This is a genomic window from Paucibacter sp. XJ19-41 (assembly GCF_028462495.1).
In the GTDB taxonomy this organism is placed as follows: Bacteria; Pseudomonadota; Gammaproteobacteria; order Burkholderiales; family Burkholderiaceae_C; genus Roseateles_E.
In genome coordinates this window covers 1-17000 of the sequence record NZ_JAQOWX010000117.1, presented here as the reverse complement: position 1 = coordinate 17000, position 17000 = coordinate 1, and the positions used below count along the sequence as shown (strand labels likewise).

The 17000-nt window shown below is 68.0% G+C and carries 17 protein-coding genes and 1 tRNA gene; 13 read left to right on the top strand and 5 right to left on the bottom strand.

Features of this window, described 5'->3' with window-relative positions; genetic code table 11:
• On the top strand, positions 1-1250 hold a 1250-nt coding region (locus tag PO768_RS23135), incomplete at its 5' end, for a xanthine dehydrogenase family protein molybdopterin-binding subunit (RefSeq protein WP_272647934.1).
• On the opposite strand, the gene PO768_RS23130 is transcribed toward PO768_RS23135, so the two are convergent.
• On the bottom strand, positions 1210-2100 hold the full coding sequence (locus tag PO768_RS23130) for a bile acid:sodium symporter family protein (RefSeq protein ID WP_269839263.1): 891 nt from the start codon (positions 2098-2100) through the stop codon (positions 1210-1212). The two genes, PO768_RS23135 and PO768_RS23130, sit on opposite strands and share 41 nt — an antisense overlap.
• Positions 2101-2192: 92 nt before the next feature.
• On the bottom strand, positions 2193-2816 hold the full coding sequence (locus tag PO768_RS23125; RefSeq protein WP_272647933.1) for a DUF2238 domain-containing protein: 624 nt from the start codon (positions 2814-2816) through the stop codon (positions 2193-2195).
• Between the two features lie 77 nt (positions 2817-2893).
• Here PO768_RS23125 and queC point away from each other — a divergent pair, with 77 nt between their 5' ends.
• From queC to PO768_RS23105, 4 genes are all read left to right on the top strand, one after another.
• On the top strand, positions 2894-3613 hold the full coding sequence (gene queC, locus PO768_RS23120) for a 7-cyano-7-deazaguanine synthase QueC (protein ID WP_272647932.1): 720 nt from the start codon (positions 2894-2896) through the stop codon (positions 3611-3613).
• Positions 3610-4152: a LemA family protein gene (locus PO768_RS23115; protein ID WP_272647931.1), complete on the top strand. Its 543-nt coding sequence runs from the start codon at positions 3610-3612 to the stop codon at positions 4150-4152. Before queC ends, PO768_RS23115 begins: the two co-directional genes overlap by 4 nt.
• Positions 4153-4230: 78 nt before the next feature.
• The gene (locus tag PO768_RS23110; protein WP_137942617.1) at positions 4231-4548 is read left to right on the top strand and encodes a c-type cytochrome; all 318 of its coding nucleotides are present in this window, start codon (positions 4231-4233) and stop codon (positions 4546-4548) included.
• Positions 4549-4565: 17 nt separating this feature from the next.
• Positions 4566-5837 carry an NAD(P)/FAD-dependent oxidoreductase gene (locus PO768_RS23105; protein WP_272647935.1) on the top strand — a complete coding sequence of 424 codons (1272 nt, stop codon included), beginning with the start codon at positions 4566-4568 and terminating at the stop codon, positions 5835-5837.
• Positions 5838-5954: 117 nt separating this feature from the next.
• Here the strand turns inward: PO768_RS23105 and PO768_RS23100 are convergent, their stop codons facing one another.
• Together PO768_RS23100 and folE are read right to left on the bottom strand one after the other, a co-directional pair.
• Entirely contained in the window at positions 5955-6377 is a 423-nt protein-coding gene (locus tag PO768_RS23100; RefSeq protein ID WP_272647930.1) for a BLUF domain-containing protein, read from the bottom strand.
• A gap of 62 nt (positions 6378-6439) precedes the next feature.
• Positions 6440-7165, bottom strand: coding sequence for a GTP cyclohydrolase I (gene folE, locus PO768_RS23095; RefSeq protein WP_137942620.1), 726 nt, complete (start codon positions 7163-7165; stop codon positions 6440-6442).
• On the opposite strand from folE, the gene rsmB reads away from it, so the two are divergent.
• The 7 genes from rsmB to PO768_RS23060 all read left to right on the top strand — a co-directional run bounded on the left by rsmB (position 7055) and on the right by PO768_RS23060 (position 14990).
• Positions 7055-8692: a 16S rRNA (cytosine(967)-C(5))-methyltransferase RsmB gene (rsmB, locus tag PO768_RS23090; RefSeq protein WP_442953286.1), complete on the top strand. Its 1638-nt coding sequence runs from the start codon at positions 7055-7057 to the stop codon at positions 8690-8692. The genes folE and rsmB overlap by 111 nt on opposite strands.
• A gap of 41 nt (positions 8693-8733) precedes the next feature.
• Positions 8734-9318 (top strand): DUF4390 domain-containing protein, encoded by a 585-nt coding sequence (locus PO768_RS23085; RefSeq protein WP_262968905.1) that lies wholly within the window; start codon positions 8734-8736, stop codon positions 9316-9318.
• Positions 9315-11579 carry a sensor histidine kinase gene (locus PO768_RS23080; protein WP_272647928.1) on the top strand — a complete coding sequence of 755 codons (2265 nt, stop codon included), beginning with the start codon at positions 9315-9317 and terminating at the stop codon, positions 11577-11579. The genes PO768_RS23085 and PO768_RS23080 overlap by 4 nt, the downstream gene beginning before the upstream one ends.
• A gap of 13 nt (positions 11580-11592) precedes the next feature.
• Positions 11593-12294: a response regulator gene (locus tag PO768_RS23075; RefSeq protein WP_137942623.1), complete on the top strand. Its 702-nt coding sequence runs from the start codon at positions 11593-11595 to the stop codon at positions 12292-12294.
• A 69-nt stretch (positions 12295-12363) separates the two neighbouring features.
• Positions 12364-12439, top strand: a tRNA-Phe gene (locus tag PO768_RS23070).
• Positions 12440-12622: 183 nt separating this feature from the next.
• Positions 12623-13963, top strand: coding sequence for a tyrosine-type recombinase/integrase (locus PO768_RS23065; RefSeq protein WP_272647927.1), 1341 nt, complete (start codon positions 12623-12625; stop codon positions 13961-13963).
• A gap of 388 nt (positions 13964-14351) precedes the next feature.
• On the top strand, positions 14352-14990 hold the full coding sequence (locus tag PO768_RS23060; protein ID WP_272647926.1) for a hypothetical protein: 639 nt from the start codon (positions 14352-14354) through the stop codon (positions 14988-14990).
• 458 nt (positions 14991-15448) lie between these two features.
• On the opposite strand, the gene PO768_RS23055 is transcribed toward PO768_RS23060, so the two are convergent.
• A complete protein-coding gene (locus PO768_RS23055; RefSeq protein WP_272647925.1) occupies positions 15449-15781 on the bottom strand; it encodes a hypothetical protein in 333 nt (110 codons plus the stop codon).
• Between the two features lie 244 nt (positions 15782-16025).
• Here PO768_RS23055 and istA point away from each other — a divergent pair.
• Positions 16026-17000 (top strand): IS21 family transposase (istA, locus tag PO768_RS23050; RefSeq protein ID WP_272647924.1); only part of this gene is annotated, 975 nt, incomplete at its 3' end.

The window sequence follows — 17000 nt, the reverse complement described above, 5'->3', positions numbered from 1 at the left end:
GCCGCGCCGCCGCCGACGGGCTGGCCTTCGCCAGCGAGGGCGATGCCGAGCGGGCGCTGGCCGGCCCGGGCCGCAAGATCGAGGCGCTCTACGAAGCCCCCTATCTGGCCCACGCGGCGATGGAGCCGATGAACTGCACGGCCCGGGTGCGCGAGGGCCGGGTCGAGCTCTGGGTACCGACCCAGGTGCCGGGTCTGGCCCGCGAGCTGGCCGCGCGCGTGGCCGGTGTCGCGCCCGAGGCGGTCACCGTGCATGTCAGCTACCTGGGCGGCGGCTTCGGCCGGCGCCTGGAGATCGACTTCGTCGGCCAGGCCGTGCGGGTGGCACTGGAGACCGGCGGTCGGCCGGTGCAACTGCTGTGGTCGCGCGAGGAGGACATGAGGCACGACTTCTACCGCCCGGCCGGCGCGGCTTTTTGCGAGGCGCTGCTGGGTGAGGATGGCAAGCCGCTGGGCTTGCGCATCGGCAGCGCCGGCGATGCGATCTCGCCGCGCTGGATGGAGCGGGTGCTGCCGGCGCTGGCCGGGCCGGTGGATCTGCCCGACAAGACCGCGGCCGAGGGCTTGTTCGACCAGCCCTATGCCGTGCCGCATCAGCGCATCGCCCATCTGGCCACGCACTCGGGCGTGCCGGTCGGCTTCTGGCGCTCGGTCGGTCATTCGCACCATGCCTTCTTCATCGAAAGCTTTGTCGACGAGCTGGCCCACGCGGCCGGCGCCGATCCGCTGGACTACCGCCTGAGCCTGCTGGACGGCCTGCCGCGCCATGCGGCGGTGCTGAGGCTGGCGGCCGAGAAGGCCGGCTGGGGTCAGGCCTTGCCCAGGGGCCAGGCACGCGGCCTGGCCCTGCACGAGAGCTTCGGCAGCATCGTCGCCCAGGTCGTGGAACTGACGCAGGACAGCGGCGGGCGGCCCCAGGTGCTGCGCGTGGTCTGCGCGCTGGATTGCGGCACCGTGGTCAACCCGGCCATCGTCGAGCGCCAGATGGAGGGGGCCATCATCTTCGGGCTGACAGCGGCGCTGTTCGGCCGCATCGACATCCGCGATGGCGTCGTGCAGCAGCGCAATTTCCCCGACTATCCGCTGCTGAGCCTGGCGCAGACGCCGCGCATCGAGACCCATCTGGTCGCCAGCGGCCATGCGCCCACCGGCGTTGGCGAGCCCGGCACCCCGCCGGTGGCGCCGGCCGTGGCCAATGCCTGGTTCGCGCTCACCGGCGAGCGGCGTCGGCGCCTGCCGCTGCTGCCCTAGGCGCTGCGTCGCCGCGGCGCAGCCACAGGCCGAACAAGGTGCCGACGATATACATGCTGACCGAGTAGGCCGCCGCCGGCAGCGCCATCTGGAAGTTCTGCAGTACGCTCAGCGCGATATAGAGCGCCAGGGTCGAGTTGTGGATGCCGATCTCGAAGCTGATCGCGGTAGCCATCGGTTTGGCCAGACCCAGCGCGCGGCTCAGGTAGTAGCCCGACAGCAGGCTCAGCAGATTGAACGCCAGCACGATGGCGCCGATGCTGGCGGCCGAGTCGGCCAGCGCGCGCCACTCCTTGGCGATCGCGCCCAGCGCCAGCAGGGCCAGCACGACGGCGCTGAAGATCTTGAAGGGCTTTTCCAGCCGCGCCGCCAGCGCCGGGCGCCAGCGCGCCACGCTCATGCCGACGACCACCGGCAGCAGCACGACGGCCATCACCTCGGCGACCTTGGCGGTCTGCAGCGGCACGACGCCTTCGCCGATGAAATGCTGCAGCGCGAGGTTGGCGATCAGCGGCATGGTGATCACCGACAGCAAGGTGTTGATCGCGGTCAGCGAGATATTCAGCGCCACATGGCCGCCGAACAGATGCGAGAACAGATTGGCCGAGACCCCGCCCGGCGAGGCCGCCAGCAGCATCAGGCCCACCGCCATCACCGGCGGCAGGCCGACCAGCTGGATCATCGCGAAGCAGGCCAGCGGCAGCAGCAGCATCTGCAGCAGCAGCGCGATGGCCACCGCCTTCGGGTGGCGGCGCAGCCGCGCGAAGTCATCCAGGCTCAGCGACAGGCCGACACCCAGCATCACCAGGGCCAGCGAGATCAGCAAGAGGGTGGGCAGCAGGGCGGTCATCGGGCGTGGCTTGAGGGGTTGCTGAGGCGCCGATCTTGGCCGCGCGAGCCCCGGCCCACCAGCGGGATTTCGAGGCCCGGGTATGCCCGAGGCTAGTGGGTCGCCAGCGCCCGCAACTGCCGGTCGTGCCAGCGCGCCAGCAGCAGGCTGGCGACCAGCGCGCCCAGCAGGGCCAGGAACATGTCCGACTGGGTGTCCCAGGGGTCGCCCTGGGTGCCGAGAAACTCGTCGGCGCCCTGGCCCAGCGCCAGCGCCGCCCACCATTCGATCAGCTCGTAGACCGCGCTGACCGCCAGCGCGACGCAGACCGCCAGAAAGCCGGCCATGCCTCGCCCGGCCACATGGCCACCGCGCAGCAGAATCTCGCGGGCCAGCAGGGCCGGGATCAGGCCTTGGGCGAAATGGCCGATCTTGTCGTAAGGGTTGCGCGAGAGCCCCATCAGCTCCTGCATCCAGAAGCCCAGCGGCACCCGCGCATAGCTGTAGGCGCCGCCGAGTATCAGGATCAGGCAGTGCGCAAAGATCAGCCCGTACAGCAGCGGGCTGAGGGGAAAGCGCGCGCGTGTGGCGGCCAGCAGCGGCACGGCGATCATGACCGGCGCCACCTCCATCAGCCAGGTGGCGCGGTCATAGGGCTGCCAGCCTGAAACAGCCAGGGCCAGCAGAATCAGCAGGCCCATCAAGCTCAGTAGGCCCAGCCGGGGTGGTGTCGACATGCAGTGGCTCCTGAGTGGGGGCGGCCTTCCGCCGCCGATCCACATAATATGCAGGCTTTGCTGACTGCTGCTGTGCCATGACTGCCTCGCCCCAAGCCAATACATCCCGCAAAGCCCTGGTGCTGTTCTCCGGCGGCCAGGACTCCACCGCCTGCCTGGCCTGGGCGCTGCAGCGCTATGCCGAGGTCGAGACGCTCGGCTTCGACTATGGCCAGCGCCATCGCATCGAGCTCGAATGCCGGCTGACCGTGCGCAGCGAGCTGGCCCGGCAGTTCCCGGCCTGGGGCGCCAAGCTGGGCGAGGATCATCTGCTGGACCTGAGCCTTTTGGGCCAGATCTCCGACACCGCGCTGACCGAGGACCGCGCCATCGCGATGCAGGCCAATGGCCTGCCCAACACCTTTGTGCCGGGCCGCAACCTGCTGTTCCTGAGCTTTGCCGCGACCCTGGCCTACCGGCGCGGCGCCTCGGTGCTGGTGGGCGGCATGTGCGAGACCGATTTCTCGGGCTACCCCGACTGCCGCGACAACACCCTGAAGGCCTTGCAGGTGGCGCTGAGCCTGGGCCTGGACGCGCCGATGACGATAGAGACGCCGCTGATGTTCATCACCAAGGCCCAGACCTGGGCGCTGACCGAGAGCCTGGGCGGCGCGGCGCTGAACGACCTGGTCATCGAACACACCCACACCTGCTATCTGGGCGAGCGCAAGACCCGGCACGCCTGGGGCTATGGCTGCGGCAGCTGCCCGGCCTGCGAGCTGCGCGCGCGCGGCCATGCGGAGTACATCGCGACATGAGCTGGTCGACCTTGGGATGGATCGTCGCGGCGCTGCTGCTGTTCTGGGGCATCGGCGCCTACAACCGCCTGATGCGGCTGCGCAATGCGATCGGTGAGGCTTTTGTGCAGCTGGACCAGCAGTTCGGCGCGCGCGCCGAGGTCAGCGCCCGGCTGCTGACCCTGGCGCGACCGGCGCTGGAGAGCGAGCAGGCCGCCTTCGACGCGCTGGACAGTGCCCAGGCCGAGGTGCAGGCCGCCGTGCTGGCGGCCCGGAGCAAGCCTTATGCGGGCGACCCGTTGGCCAGCCTGGCGGTGGCCACGGCCGTCCATGCGGCGGCGCTGACCCGGCTGGTGTCCCTGGTCGAGCACCATGGGGAGCTCGGTCGGGACGCCGAGATCCAGGCTCAGCTGGCCGAGCTGAAACTGATCGAACGCCAGCGCGCCTTCTCGCGCCAGGTCTTCAACCAGGCGGTCAGCCAGTACAACGAGGCGGCGAAGCAGTTCCCGACCCGGGTGCTGGCCAGCCTTTACGGCTTTGCCGAGGCGCGTTCGCTGTAGAAGCTTATTGCGATTGTTTTGTTGGCAAGTCGGGGGGCGCTGCATAAACTGCGCCGACTACACAACAAGGAGACTCCGATGAGCTTGCGAGCGATTCTGTTGGGCGCCGCGCTGGCCGCCGGTGCCGGTGCCGCTGCGGCCCAGGATGCCAAGACCCTGCATCTGAAGGCCCTGGCCGCCACCTGCGCCAACTGCCACGGCACGGCGGGGCGCGCCGTCGAGGGTTCGGCGGTGCCAGGTCTTGCCGGCATGCCGGCCGCCTATTTCAGCGAGCAGATGAAGGCCTTCAAGAGTGGCGCCCGTCAGGCCACCGTGATGCACCAGCTGGCCAAGGGCTATAGCGAAGCCCAGATCGAACAGCTGGCCGGCTATTTCGCCGCCCTGCCGCGTAACTGACGGAGACAAGACACATGATGCAAAGACGCAATCTCCTGCAGGGCGCGGCCGCCCTGTCCGTGCTGGGCCTGGCCGGCTGTGCCACCACCTCGGTGCCGAGCAAGGCCCGGGTGCTGGTGGTCGGCGGCGGCTATGGCGGCGCCACGGCGGCCAAATACATCCGGCTGCTGTCCGACTACAAGATCGAGGTCGTGCTGGTCGAGCCCAGCGAGGCCTTTGTCTCCTGCCCGATATCGAACCTGGTGCTGGGTGGCTCGCGCCAGATCGGCGAGATCACCACGCCCTATGGCATGCTGCAGTCCAAGCACGGCATCACCGTGGTGCGCGACTGGGTGGCCAGCATCGACGCGGCCAAGAAGACCGCGACCCTGGCCTCCGGCCCGGTGATCGCCTACGACAAGCTGGTGCTGAGCCCCGGCATCGACCTGATCTGGGACTCGGTGGCCGGGCTCAAGGAGGCCAATGCCGCCGGCCAGATCCTGCAGGCCTGGAAGGCCGGTCCCGAGACGGTGGCGCTGCGCCGCCAGCTGGAGGCGATGCCGGACGGCGGCGTCTACGCGATCACGATTCCCGAGGCGCCGTACCGCTGCCCGCCCGGGCCCTACGAGCGCGCCAGCGTGATCGCCGGCTACTTCAAGCAGGCCAAGCCGCGCTCCAAGGTGCTGATCCTGGACGCCAACCAGGACGTCACTTCCAAGGGGCCGCTGTTCAAGAAGGTCTGGGCCGAGCAGTACAAAGGCATCATCGAGTACCGGCCGCAGCACAAGGCGGTGGCGGTCGACGCCAAGAGCAAGACCGTCAAGTTCGAGATCCAGGACGACGTCAAGGCCGATGTGCTGAATGTGCTGCCCAGCATGCGGGCCGGCGCCGTCGCGGTGCAGGCCGGCCTGGCCAACAGCAATGCGCGCTGGGTCAATGTCAACTATCTGAGCTTCGAGGCCACCGCCGCCAAGGACATCCATGTGCTGGGTGACGCTATCCAGATCGCACCGGGCATGCCCAAGAGCGGCCATATGGCCAACAGCCACGGCAAGGTCGCGGCGGCCGCCATCGTGGCCCAGCTCAATGGCTGGGAGATCAACCCGGCACCGATGCTGACCAACACCTGCTACAGCTTCGTCGACGCGAAGAACGTCATCCACGTCGCCAGCGTGCACGAGTACGTCGCGGCCGAGAAGACCTTCAAGACCGTGGCGGGCTCGGGTGGCGTCTCTACCGGCCCGACCGAGCTGGAAGGCACTTACGCCTGGAACTGGGCGCGCACGATCTGGGCGGACTCACTGGCGTAAACCTGAGTTCACGGGCCGAGCGCCGGGCCGCTCCCAAGCCGGCCCGGCCTGCCAGCCGCAGGCTGGCTTCCCCTCGGGGGACCGCCCAGCGTACCCGCTGGGCGAGGGGTCAACAATTCAATTGCAGACGATGGCGCCTGTGTTGACGAGTTCGTCGAACAGCGCCTTCAGTGCCTGCCCCGACATCGCGTAGGGGTTCAGCTTGGTGGTCTCGCAATACTTCAGCACCAGGGCCGGGTTCAGCCTCGACAGGTTGACCTGGCCCATGCTCCAGCCGGCGAAGTGGCGCTCGGCCACCTCCTCGTAGCTGAGCAGGATCACATCGCGGTGGCGGGTATCGCCGATGATGGATTTGTAGCGCGCATGGACCGCGTCGCGCCCGCCCTCCAGCACCTGCATGAAGATGCCGTCGCTGTAGCACAGCAGGCCGGTCAGGCCTTCGGCCGGGTTGTGGGCGCGCGAGGACTTGAGGATGGCCGCGAGCTCGGCCTCGCTCATCGGGCTGGCGGCGCGGCTTGCGTAGAGCAGACGGACTAGCATGGCAGTACTCCGATCAGAGGGGTCAGGGCTTGCGCTAGCGCGCAAGGACTGACCCCAGGACATTATTTTTTCGACAGCAGGGACAGGAATTCGCGGCGCAGATTGGCGTCCTTCAGGAAGGCGCCGCGCATCACGCTATTGGTCATCATCGAGTCGATGTCCTTGACGCCGCGCCAGTGCATGCAGAAATGGTCGGCCTCCATCACGATGGCCAGGCCATCGGGCTGGACCCGCTCCTGCAGCTCGTTGGCCAGCATGGTCACCGCCTCCTCCTGGATCTGCGGCCGGCTCATGATCCAGTCGCACAGCCGCGCGTACTTGGACAGGCCGATCAGATTGGAGTGTTCGTTGGGCAGCAGGCCGATCCAGACCCGGCCCATGATGGGGCACAGATGGTGGGAGCAGGCGCTGCGCACCGTGATCGGGCCGACGATCATCAGCTCGTTGAGCCGGGTCACATTGGGGAACTCGGTGACCGGCGGCGCGACGGCATAGCGGCCCTTGAAGATCTCGCGCAGATACATCTTGGCGACGCGCTTGGCGGTCTCCTGGGTGTTGTGGTCGCTGTCGGTGTCGATCACCAGCGCGCGCAGCACCTCCTGCAGCTTGGCCTGCACCTCGGCCTGCAGCTCGTCGAGCTCGCCCTCTTCGATGAAGGCGGCGATATTGTCATTGGCATGGTGGCGGCAGCCCGCACCGCGCAGCCGGTAGCGGATGCGTTCGGAGGCGGGCAGGGCGGCCAGCTCGGCCTCGCTGCGGAAGATGGTGTCAGGCTTGTCCCCGGTCATGGGCGTCTCGGTAGTCTTTGTCCGGTCACCATTGTGTCCGGATTGCAAATTCCCTGCCGCCCCGGGGCGGCTGCGGGCTGCCCCTACACTGGGCGCGTGTCCTCTTCTTCCGCTTCCACCTCCCTGGCCCCGCCGCTGCAGCGCCTGCTGTTGCAGACGGCCGACGCCGTGCAGGCCGTGCGCGAGGGTCAGTCCTTGACCGCCGTGCTGGCGCGTTGTCCCCAGGAGCTGCGCCCCGGCACCCAGGCCCTGAGCTTTCATGTGCTGCGCCTGCTGGGCGCCGCCCAGGCGGCGCGCGCCCAACTGGCCCCGAAGACGCCGCCGCCCAAGGTCGACAGCCTGCTGACCGTCGCGCTGGCCCTGCTGTGGCCCGCGGCCACGCCGCCCTATGCCGATCACACGGTGGTGGACCAGGCCGTCAGCGCCGCGCGCAAGCGCGCCCCGGCCAGCGCCGGCTTTGTCAACGCGGTGCTGCGCCGTTTTCTGCGCGAGCGCGAGGCCGTGGTGCAGGCCGCGCAGCGCGAGCCGCAGGGCGAGTTCAACCACCCGCCCTGGTGGATAGAGCGGCTGCGCCAGGACTGGCCCGAGCACTGGCAGGCCGTGCTCAGAGCGAACAACGAACACCCGCCGATGAGCTTGCGGGTCAATGCCCGGCATGGCGACGCGACCGCCTATCTGCAAAGGCTGGCCGCCGCCGGCATCGCCGCACGAGCGCTTGGGGCGCTGGCGCCCCAAGCCGTGGTGCTGGAGCGGGCCGTCCCGGTGACGGCCCTGCCGGGCTTTGCCGAGGGCGAGGTCTCGGTGCAGGACGCGGCGGCCCAGCTGGCCGCGCCGCTGGTGGTCCAGGCCTGGCGAGACCTGCCCCCCCTGCCAGCGGGCGCCCGGGTGCTGGACGCCTGCTCGGCCCCGGGCGGCAAAACCGCCCATCTGCTGGAATTGGCCGATCTGGAGCTGCTGGCCCTGGACACCGACCCGCAGCGCCTGGTCCGCGTCCAGGACAACCTGGACCGCCTGCACCAGCGCGCCAGTCTGAAGGCCGCGGACGCGCGCGATACCGCCGCCTGGTGGGACGGCCGGCCTTTCGATGCCATCCTGCTCGATGCGCCCTGCAGCGCCTCCGGCATCGTGCGGCGCCATCCCGATGTGCGCTGGCTGCGCCGGCCCGGTGATATCGCCCAGCTGGCCGCCATCCAGGCCGAGCTGCTGGAGGCGCTGTGGCCGACCTTGAAACCCGGCGGGCGGCTGGTCTATGCCACCTGTTCGATTTTCAAGGCCGAGGGTCAGGACCAGGTCGATGCATTTTTGCAACGCCATAGCGATGCGAGCCCGGTCCCGGTGCAGGGCTTCACGNAGGCCGAGGGTCAGGACCAGGTCGATGCATTTTTGCAACGCCATAGCGATGCGAGCCCGGTCCCGGTGCAGGGCTTCACGGGGCATCTGCTGCCCCTGGCCGACAATGGTCCGCAAGCGGGTGCGGGGGTCTCGGTGGTCGATGGCTTCTTCTACGCCTTGCTGATAAAGAACTGATTAGCCCCTTGCTCTTGCGCCTGCCGTTCTCCGTCGCCCCGTTGTCCGCCGCTCTGGCGCGAGCGGTGCTGCTGCGTCTGCTGCTGGCCCTGATGCTGCTGGCCGGGCTGGCGCCGGCCAGGGCCGACGGGGTGGAACTGGTGCAGCTGAGCACCGAGCGGGCCGAGGACGGCCTGCTGATGAGCTTCAGCACCCGCTTCGAGCTGCCGCGGCCGGTCGAGGATGCCTTGCTGAAGGGCGTGCCCATCTATTTCACCGCCGAGGCCTCGGTGCTGCGCTCGCGCTGGTACTGGCGCGATGAGCGGGTCTCGCGGGTCTCGCGCAGCTGGCGCCTGGCCTGGCAGCCGCTGACCCGCCAGTACCGCGTCAGCAACGGCGGCCTGCACCAGAGCTATGTCACCCTGCCCGAAGCCCTGGCCTCGCTGCGCGGCATTGCCGGCTGGCGGCTGGCCGAGGGCAAGGATCTGGAAGAGGGCAGCCGCTACTACCTGGAGTTCAGCTACCGGCTCGACACCAGCCAGCTGCCGCGGCCGATGCAGATCGGCCTGGGCTCGCCGCAGGGCTGGGCCCTGAGCGTCGAACGCAGCCTGGCGCTGAACCCCGATCTGACCAGCAACAAGCCATGACCCGCGCCGCGCGTTGGGCCTGGCTGGTCTCGCTGGTGGCCGTGACCGGCGCCAGCGGGGTGCTGGCCTTTTTGCTGTCGATCGGCGGCACCGCGCAGCGCGGCTTTTTCGAGCGCCACTATGTCTGGCTGTTCTGGCTCAACGCGGCGGTGGCAGCGGTGCTGGTGCTGGTCATCAGCGTGGCGGCGGTGCGCCTGGTGCTGCGGGTGCGGGCGGCCAAGTTCGGCAGCCGGCTGCTGCTGAAGCTGGCCGGCATCTTTGCGCTGGTGGGTGTGGTGCCGGGGCTGCTGATCTACACCGTGTCCTACCAGTTCGTGAACCGCAGCATCGAGAGCTGGTTCGATGTGCGGCTGGCCAGCGCGCTGGACGCCGGCCTGAACCTCGGGCGCGGCACGCTGGACGGTCTGGTCAACGAGCTGTCGAACAAGACCCGCGACGCCGCCGACCGCCTGACCGACACGCAAAGCCTGCAGCCGCTGGCGCTGGAGCGCATCCGCGAGCAGCTCTCGGCCCGCACCGTGGCCCTGGTGGGCAGCGGCGGGCAGATCCTGATGTCGGTGGGCGGCGACACCAGCGCGCTGGCGCCGGAGCGGCCCGGCGCGGTGCTGCTGCGGCAGGCGCGCGCCGCCGGGGTGATGAGCCAGCTCGAAGGCCTGGAGGACGAGGCCCAGGCCCTGCAGGGCAATGCCTTGCTGCGCGCGCTGGCCCTGCTGCCCAGCACCGAGATGAGCCTGGGCAGCGCCGACCGCTATCTGATGGTGGTGCAGCGCCTGCCCAGCCAGGTGCTGGCCAATGCCTTGGCGGTGCAGGCCGCCAACAGCGAGTACCAGCAGCGCGCGCTGGAGCGCGACGGCCTGCGCCGCATGTATCTGGGCACCCTGACCCTGGTGCTGATACTGGCGGTGTTCGCGGCCCTGCTGCTGGCCGTGACCCTGGGCAACCAGCTGGCCCGGCCGCTGCTGCTGCTGGCCGACGGCATGCGACAGGTCGCGCATGGCGATCTGTCGGCCAAGCCGGTGCTGTCCTCGCGCGACGAGCTGGGCGGCCTGACCCGCTCCTTTGCCGACATGACCGACCAACTGGCCGACGCCCGCGCGCTGGTCGAGCGCAGCGTGGCCGACCTGGAGAGCGCGCGCACCAATCTGCAGACGATTCTGGACAATTTGACCGCCGGCGTGATCGTGTTCGACGCCCAGCAGCAGATTGACACCGTCAACCCCGGCGCTACCCGCATCCTGCGCCTGCCGCTGTCGGCCTATCGCGGCCGGCGGCTCGAAGAGGTGCCGCAGCTGGAGGCTTTTGCCCAGTCGGTCTGGCAGCGCTTCGAGCAGCTCAGCGACGCGCCCGAGGCCGGCGAGCGCGGCCATTGGCAGGACGCCTTCGAGCTGCAGCTGCAGTCCGGCCAGGACACACTGACTCTGCTGGTGCGCGGCGCGCAGCTGCCGCTGGACGGCCGGCTGATGGTGTTCGATGACATCTCCGAGGTGGTCTCCGCCCAGCGCTCGGCCGCCTGGAGCGAGGTCGCGCGGCGCCTGGCTCATGAGATCAAGAACCCGCTGACGCCGATCCAGCTCTCGGCCGAGCGCCTGCAGCACAAGCTCGAAGCCAAGCTCGAAGGGGCCGACCAGGCCATGCTGGTGCGCTCGGTCGCCACCATCGTCAACCAGGTGCAGGCGATGAAGCAGCTGGTCAACGAGTTTCGCGACTATGCCCGCCTGCCCTCGGCCAAGCTCAGCGCGCTGGACCTGAATGCGCTGGTGTCCGAGGTGCTGATGCTGTATGCCCCGGCCCAGGAGGCCGGCCGGCTGCAGGCCGAGCTGGCCAGCGAGCCGCCGCTGATCGAGGGCGACGCGACCCAGCTGCGCCAGGTCATCCACAATCTGGTGCAGAACGCGCTGGACGCCGTCAGCGACAAGCCCGACGGCCATGTACTGGTGCGCACGCAGAAGGCCTTCAACGAGGCCGGCGAGCTGCGCGCGCTGCGCCTGCAAGTGACCGACAACGGCCCCGGCTTTGCCGAGAAGGTGCTCAAGCGCGCTTTCGAGCCTTATGTCACGACCAAGACCAAGGGCACCGGCCTGGGCCTGGCCGTGGTGAAGAAAATCGCCGACGAGCACGGCGCGCGCATCCGCCTGGCCAACCTTCATTTGCAGGGCGACCAGGCTCAGGCGCTGATCGGCGCTCAAGTTTCGTTATCATTTTCAAAACTCGCGACTGCACCCAGCCCGGCCGAACCCGGCGATGCGCACAGGGCCGCGTGAACAGTAGGCATACATGGCAACCATTCTTGTAGTTGACGACGAACTGGGCATACGAGCCCTGCTGTCCGAAATCCTGACCGACGAAGGTCACACGATCGAGCTCGCCGAGAACGCCGCGCAGGCCCGTGCCGTGCGCGAACGGATGCGGCCCGATCTGGTGCTGCTGGACATCTGGATGCCCGATGTCGACGGCATCACCCTGCTCAAGGAGTGGGGCAGTGCCGGACAGCTGTCGATGCCGGTGATCATGATGAGCGGCCACGGCACGATAGACACGGCGGTCGAAGCCACCAAGGTCGGCGCGATCGCCTTCCTCGAAAAACCCATCACCTTGCAGAAGCTGCTGCGCGCCGTCGAGCAGGCCCTGGTCAAGACCGCGCCGCGCGCCGCGCCGGTGGTCGGCGTGCCCAGCAGCTATGCCCGCAGCGAGCTGCTGAGCCCGAGCGTCCACACGGCACCCACTCTCAGCGCCCCGCCGCTGGCCAGCCTGCCGAGCAGCGGCCTGGCCTCCGAGCAGGTGTTCGAGCTGGACCGCCCGCTGCGCGAGGCCCGCGACGCCTTCGAGAAAAGCTATTTCGAGTTCCATCTCGCCAAGGAAAGCGGCTCGATGACCCGCGTCGCCGAGAAGACCGGCCTGGAGCGCACCCACCTCTACCGCAAGCTCAAGCAGCTCGGTGTGGATCTGACGCGCAACAAGCGCGGTGGCGGCCTGTAATTTCTATGCTATAGTCGCGGTCTTCGCTGATTCGGCAGACCTGTCGATGAAGCGAGAAACAAGACAGATGGCCTGGTAGCTCAGTTGGTAGAGCAGCGGATTGAAAATCCGCGTGTCGGTGGTTCGATTCCGCCCCAGGCCACCATCCCCCTCTTTTCGGTCGATCCCGAGAGATTCCAAGACAGCTAAAAGCCCTTGCTCATCAAGGACTTAGCCTGAAAAAGGCGGCTCAGGAAGTCTCAAGCGATCCCTCCACGTCTCGTCGTTGCGTGTACCCATCGAGTACCCCAGACTGCTTTTCTAACCGCAGTCATGTTTTGGGTACACCATGGGGCAACTCAACGACCTCCTGATCAAGTCCGCTAAGCCTCGCGACAAGGAATACTTGCTCGCTGATGGCGAAGGCCTCTACCTTCGTATTCGCCCGACCAGCAAGGTCTGGGTCTACCGTTACAGGGAAGCGGGCAAGGAGGCCAAGCTCAGCCTCGGCCCCTATCCGGCCCTCCCGCTTGCCGCCGCCCGCAAAATGGCACGGGCCGAAGCCGAGATGCGCGCAGCAGGCGTGGACCCTCGGCTGGTGCGCCGCGAAGCGGCGGAACGCAATCGCCTTGCGCGCCTCAATACCTTCGAGCTGACAGCACGCGCCTGGATTGCCCAAGCTCACAAAGACCGTCAATGGTCGGCGGGGTATGCCGAGAAGGTGACGCGGCATCTGGAGCTGCACATCTTCCCGTGGATTGGGAGCAGAGCCATGGACACGGTCGCGCCGACCGAGCTTGTACGGTGCCTGCACCGCATCAAGGATCGTGGCCACCTGGAGACCGCGCAGCGGGTGCGGGAGGCCGTCGTGCACGTCTACCAGTACGCGGTCGACTTGGGCGTGCTGGAACCGGCCCGGAACTTTGTGAACAGCCGCACCGGGGGACTTCCCGCACCTCGCAGTCGCCACTACGCGGCCATCACCGATCCGGACGAGTTGGCGCGACTGCTGCGCGATATCGCGGCCTACCGGGGCAACGTCGTTACCCGTGCCGCCTTGCGGCTGGCACCGATGCTGTTTCAGCGTCCCGGTCAGTTGCGCCTGGCGCATTGGGAGGACATAGACCTCGAGGGGAAGCTGTGGCGTTGCCCGCCCGAGAAGATGAAGATGCGGGAGTGGCAGAAGCGCGATTCCCGCACACCCGCGCATCTGGTGCCCTTGCCCACGCAGGCGCTCGAAGTCTTGCGCGATCTCTTGCCGCTGACCGGTCCCACCGGTCCGGTGTTCCGCAGCATGGCGAAGCGTACGGAGGCGACGCGCTACATGAGCGACAACACCATCAACGCGGCCTTGCGCAATCTCGGGTACGACACGCAGGAGCAGATCACGGGCCACGGGTTCAGGGCCACCGCCCGGACGCTGATCCGCGAGCTGCTGGGCTGGGACCGGGAGGTGATCGAGCGCCATCTGGCCCATGTATCGGATGAGGAACTGGGCGGTAGCTACGACCGCGCCACGCATCTTGAACAGCGCCGCCAGATGGTCCAAATGTGGGCCGACCTGCTGGACGATTTGACGGCCGGTAAAGCCGTCCAGCCTGCGCAGGCGCATCGCTTCCAGGTGAGGCGGCAGGCGCGACTCAAGGCCGACGCTGCAAGTGTGGCGCGCGCAGGGAAGTCGCCGCACTGAATCGCCCGGCGCTCATGGCGACCAGGTGCAGTGAGCCCATCAACCGGGCTGTTGCGATCCATCTTCAGTTGCTGAAGATGGACAGCGTGATGGCCTTGTCTGTTGGCGCTAGGGCTGCCTTGTTTCAAGCAAGCTTTCAAACTGGCTGGATGTACTAAAGAATTCTTTAATAGACGACAGTGCAGTGCAGTGCAGTTCAGCCCAGCCATGCGCATGGACCGTCTTCGCGCAGAGACAGTCGGTCGCCGCGCCCTCATGCGCGATCAACACCCGGCATGCAGTGCGTTGACGCGTGGAGTCATTAGTCGACTCGACAGTAGTCGCCGCGCGCTGATTTTTAGCAAAATTCAGCACGCGCTGAGCGCCGAACCCGACGCAAACTTGTGTCATGGGAATCGCCGCCTTCGTCCGCCAGCCCCGCGCCCATGCGCCCCGCAGCAGCAGCCGTCGCCAGCGGCTGACCATCGACTTCCGTCGGCATGGCCCGGCACTGACTGCCATCGCACGCTCGCGCCGCATGAGCGCGGCTGCGCTGGCCAGGACCGTCCTTGGCGAGTGGCTGGAGGCGCAGGCTGTTGACGCTTCACCTGCCGATGCGATGGACACGGCGCAGGCCGCGTCGGTTCCGCTGCACAGAGACGCCCCATTCGCCAAGGTGACATTGCGGATGCCGGCCGCGCGGGCCGCCATGCTGGCCCGCGCTGCGCGTGCTGCAGAGCTGTCGCAGGGCATGTATGTCTCGCAGCTCCTGGATGCGCAGGCATCGGAGGATTCTCTGGACTCCAGCCCCAGGGCGCTTGTGTCGTCGCTAGTGCGATCCAACGCCAAGCTGGCGTCTTTGAACAGCGGTCTGAAGGCCCTGGGGCGCGCACTGGAACAGTCCTCGTCCCCTGAGTTTGCGCGCCTCGATGCCCTGGTGGCTGGGTTGACCGCCGAGGTGGGTCAGCATCTGGCCTCGGCCGCTCCCCAGATAGCGGCAGTGCCAGCGTCATGGCGTCGGCCGGCTAGCAATTCCGATGGAGGGTGAACGCCATGGCGCCCCCGACCTCATCCTCGGTGATCGACGGTGTGCTGGTGCAATGGGGCGAGCGGTTGTTCTATCCCGGTGTGAACGCTGATCTGGAACCGCATCTANTGAGCGTTGTTGTATCCCGAACGCCTCATCAGCGCAGTCGCGTCCTGAAGACTGCTGTCCTGCAGCCACACACCGCCTACGACCTGCCTAGGCAGCGTCGGCATCCCGCCGACCGTATGGGCCTCGCCTGGCTAGCCGCCCTGCAGGGCGGCTAGCCCGGCGAGGCCCATACGGTCGGCGGGATGCCGACGCTGCCTAGGCAGGTCGTAGGCGGTGTGTGGCTGCAGGACAGCAGTCTTCAGGACGCGACTGCGCTGATGAGGCGTTCGGGATACAACAACGCTCATGCCGAAGAAGGTGGGCGCGGTGACGGTCCCTCTTGCCGGGAAGCCAGACGACCGTACCGCGCCCTACACCGTGCCGATGAAGGCGGTGCCACATAAGTGTGGCTCGCTTCGGGCGATTCCGTCCAGCACCTTCGGTTCGCCGAGGTGCGCATGGATCATCCCGCTCGCCTGTTCCTGTGCGCGCGGTGTCTTGCTCAGGTCGTCCTGTGCAGTCACTGTGACCGCGGCAACCGCTACTGTGGCCGGGCATGCCGGCGCCTGGCGCGCGACGCCGCCCGGCGCGAGAGCGCATGCCGTTATCAACGATCTTGGCGAGGCCGGCTCGCCCACGCCGAGCGTTCTCGGCGCTGGCGCCAGCGTCATGGTGCTGGCGATGACGGCGGTGACCGCGAACATAACGTGACGCACCAGGGTTGCCCGCCTGGGCCTGCAGCGGCTTCACTGGTCGCATGCACATCCGACACCACCCCAGCAGCAACGCCAGCAGGCATGGCGGCTTGCACCGCGTCCAGGGTTGCCGGCAACTCGACAGCCGCGTCCCTATGCTGGTTGTGCCGCCGCTGCGCACGAGCACTGTCCGACTGGGTGCGCCAAGACTTCCTGCGTCATCGCCCGCGCAGCCGGCGCTCTGGGGCGCGCCATGACCACTGCCCCTGACTTGGTGGCGCAGATCCTGCGTCTGTACACCGTCGAGAAGTGGCGCATCGGCACCATCGCCCGGCAACTTCACGTGCATGGCGATGTCGTTCGCCGCGTGCTCGCGGCCGACGGCGCGCTGGGGTCACCCGCACAGCCGCCGACGACCCCATTGCGCTCGCAGCGCATCGACCCGTACCGGCCATTCTTGCTGGCCACGCTGGAGAAGTACCCCACGCTGACTGCGGCGCGGCTGCACGCCATGGTCACCGAGCGTGGCTACGTGGGAAGTACGTCCCACTTCCGAGCGCTCGTGGCAGGCCTGCGTCCGCGTCCGCCCGCCGAGGCTTACCTGCGCCTGCGTACGCTGTCCGGCGAGCAGGCGCAATGCGATTGGGGCCACTTCGGCCACCTGCAGATCGGCCGTGCCCGGCGCCCCCTGATGGCGTTCGTCATGGTGCTCAGCCACTCGCGCCAGATCTTCCTGCGTTTCTTCCTGGACGCTCGGATGGACAGCTTCCTGCGTGGCCATGTCGAGGCCTTCGCCGCGTTCAACGGCTGCAGCCGGGTCGTCCTGTATGACAACCTCAAGAGCGCGGTGCTCGAGCGAGCGGGCGAGGCGATCCGCTTCAACCCAGCGTTGCTGGCGCTGGCCCGCCATTACCGCTTCCAGCCGCGGCCGGTCGCGGTGGCGCGCGGCAATGAGAAGGGTCGCGTGGAGAGGAGCATCCGTTTCATCCGCGATAGCTTCTTCGCCGGACGGGAGTTCACGGATCTGAGCGACCTCAACGCGCAGGCCCGGGCCTGGTGCTTGGGCGTGGCCGCCAACCGCCGCTGGCCCGAGGACACCCGGCTGAGCGTGCGCGAGGCCTTCCAGGCCGAGGGCCGCCATCTGCTGACCCTGCCGCAGCAGGCCTTCGCCCTGGGCGAGCACTTGGCCGTGCGGGTGGGCAAGACGCCCTACGTTCGCTTCTGTCAT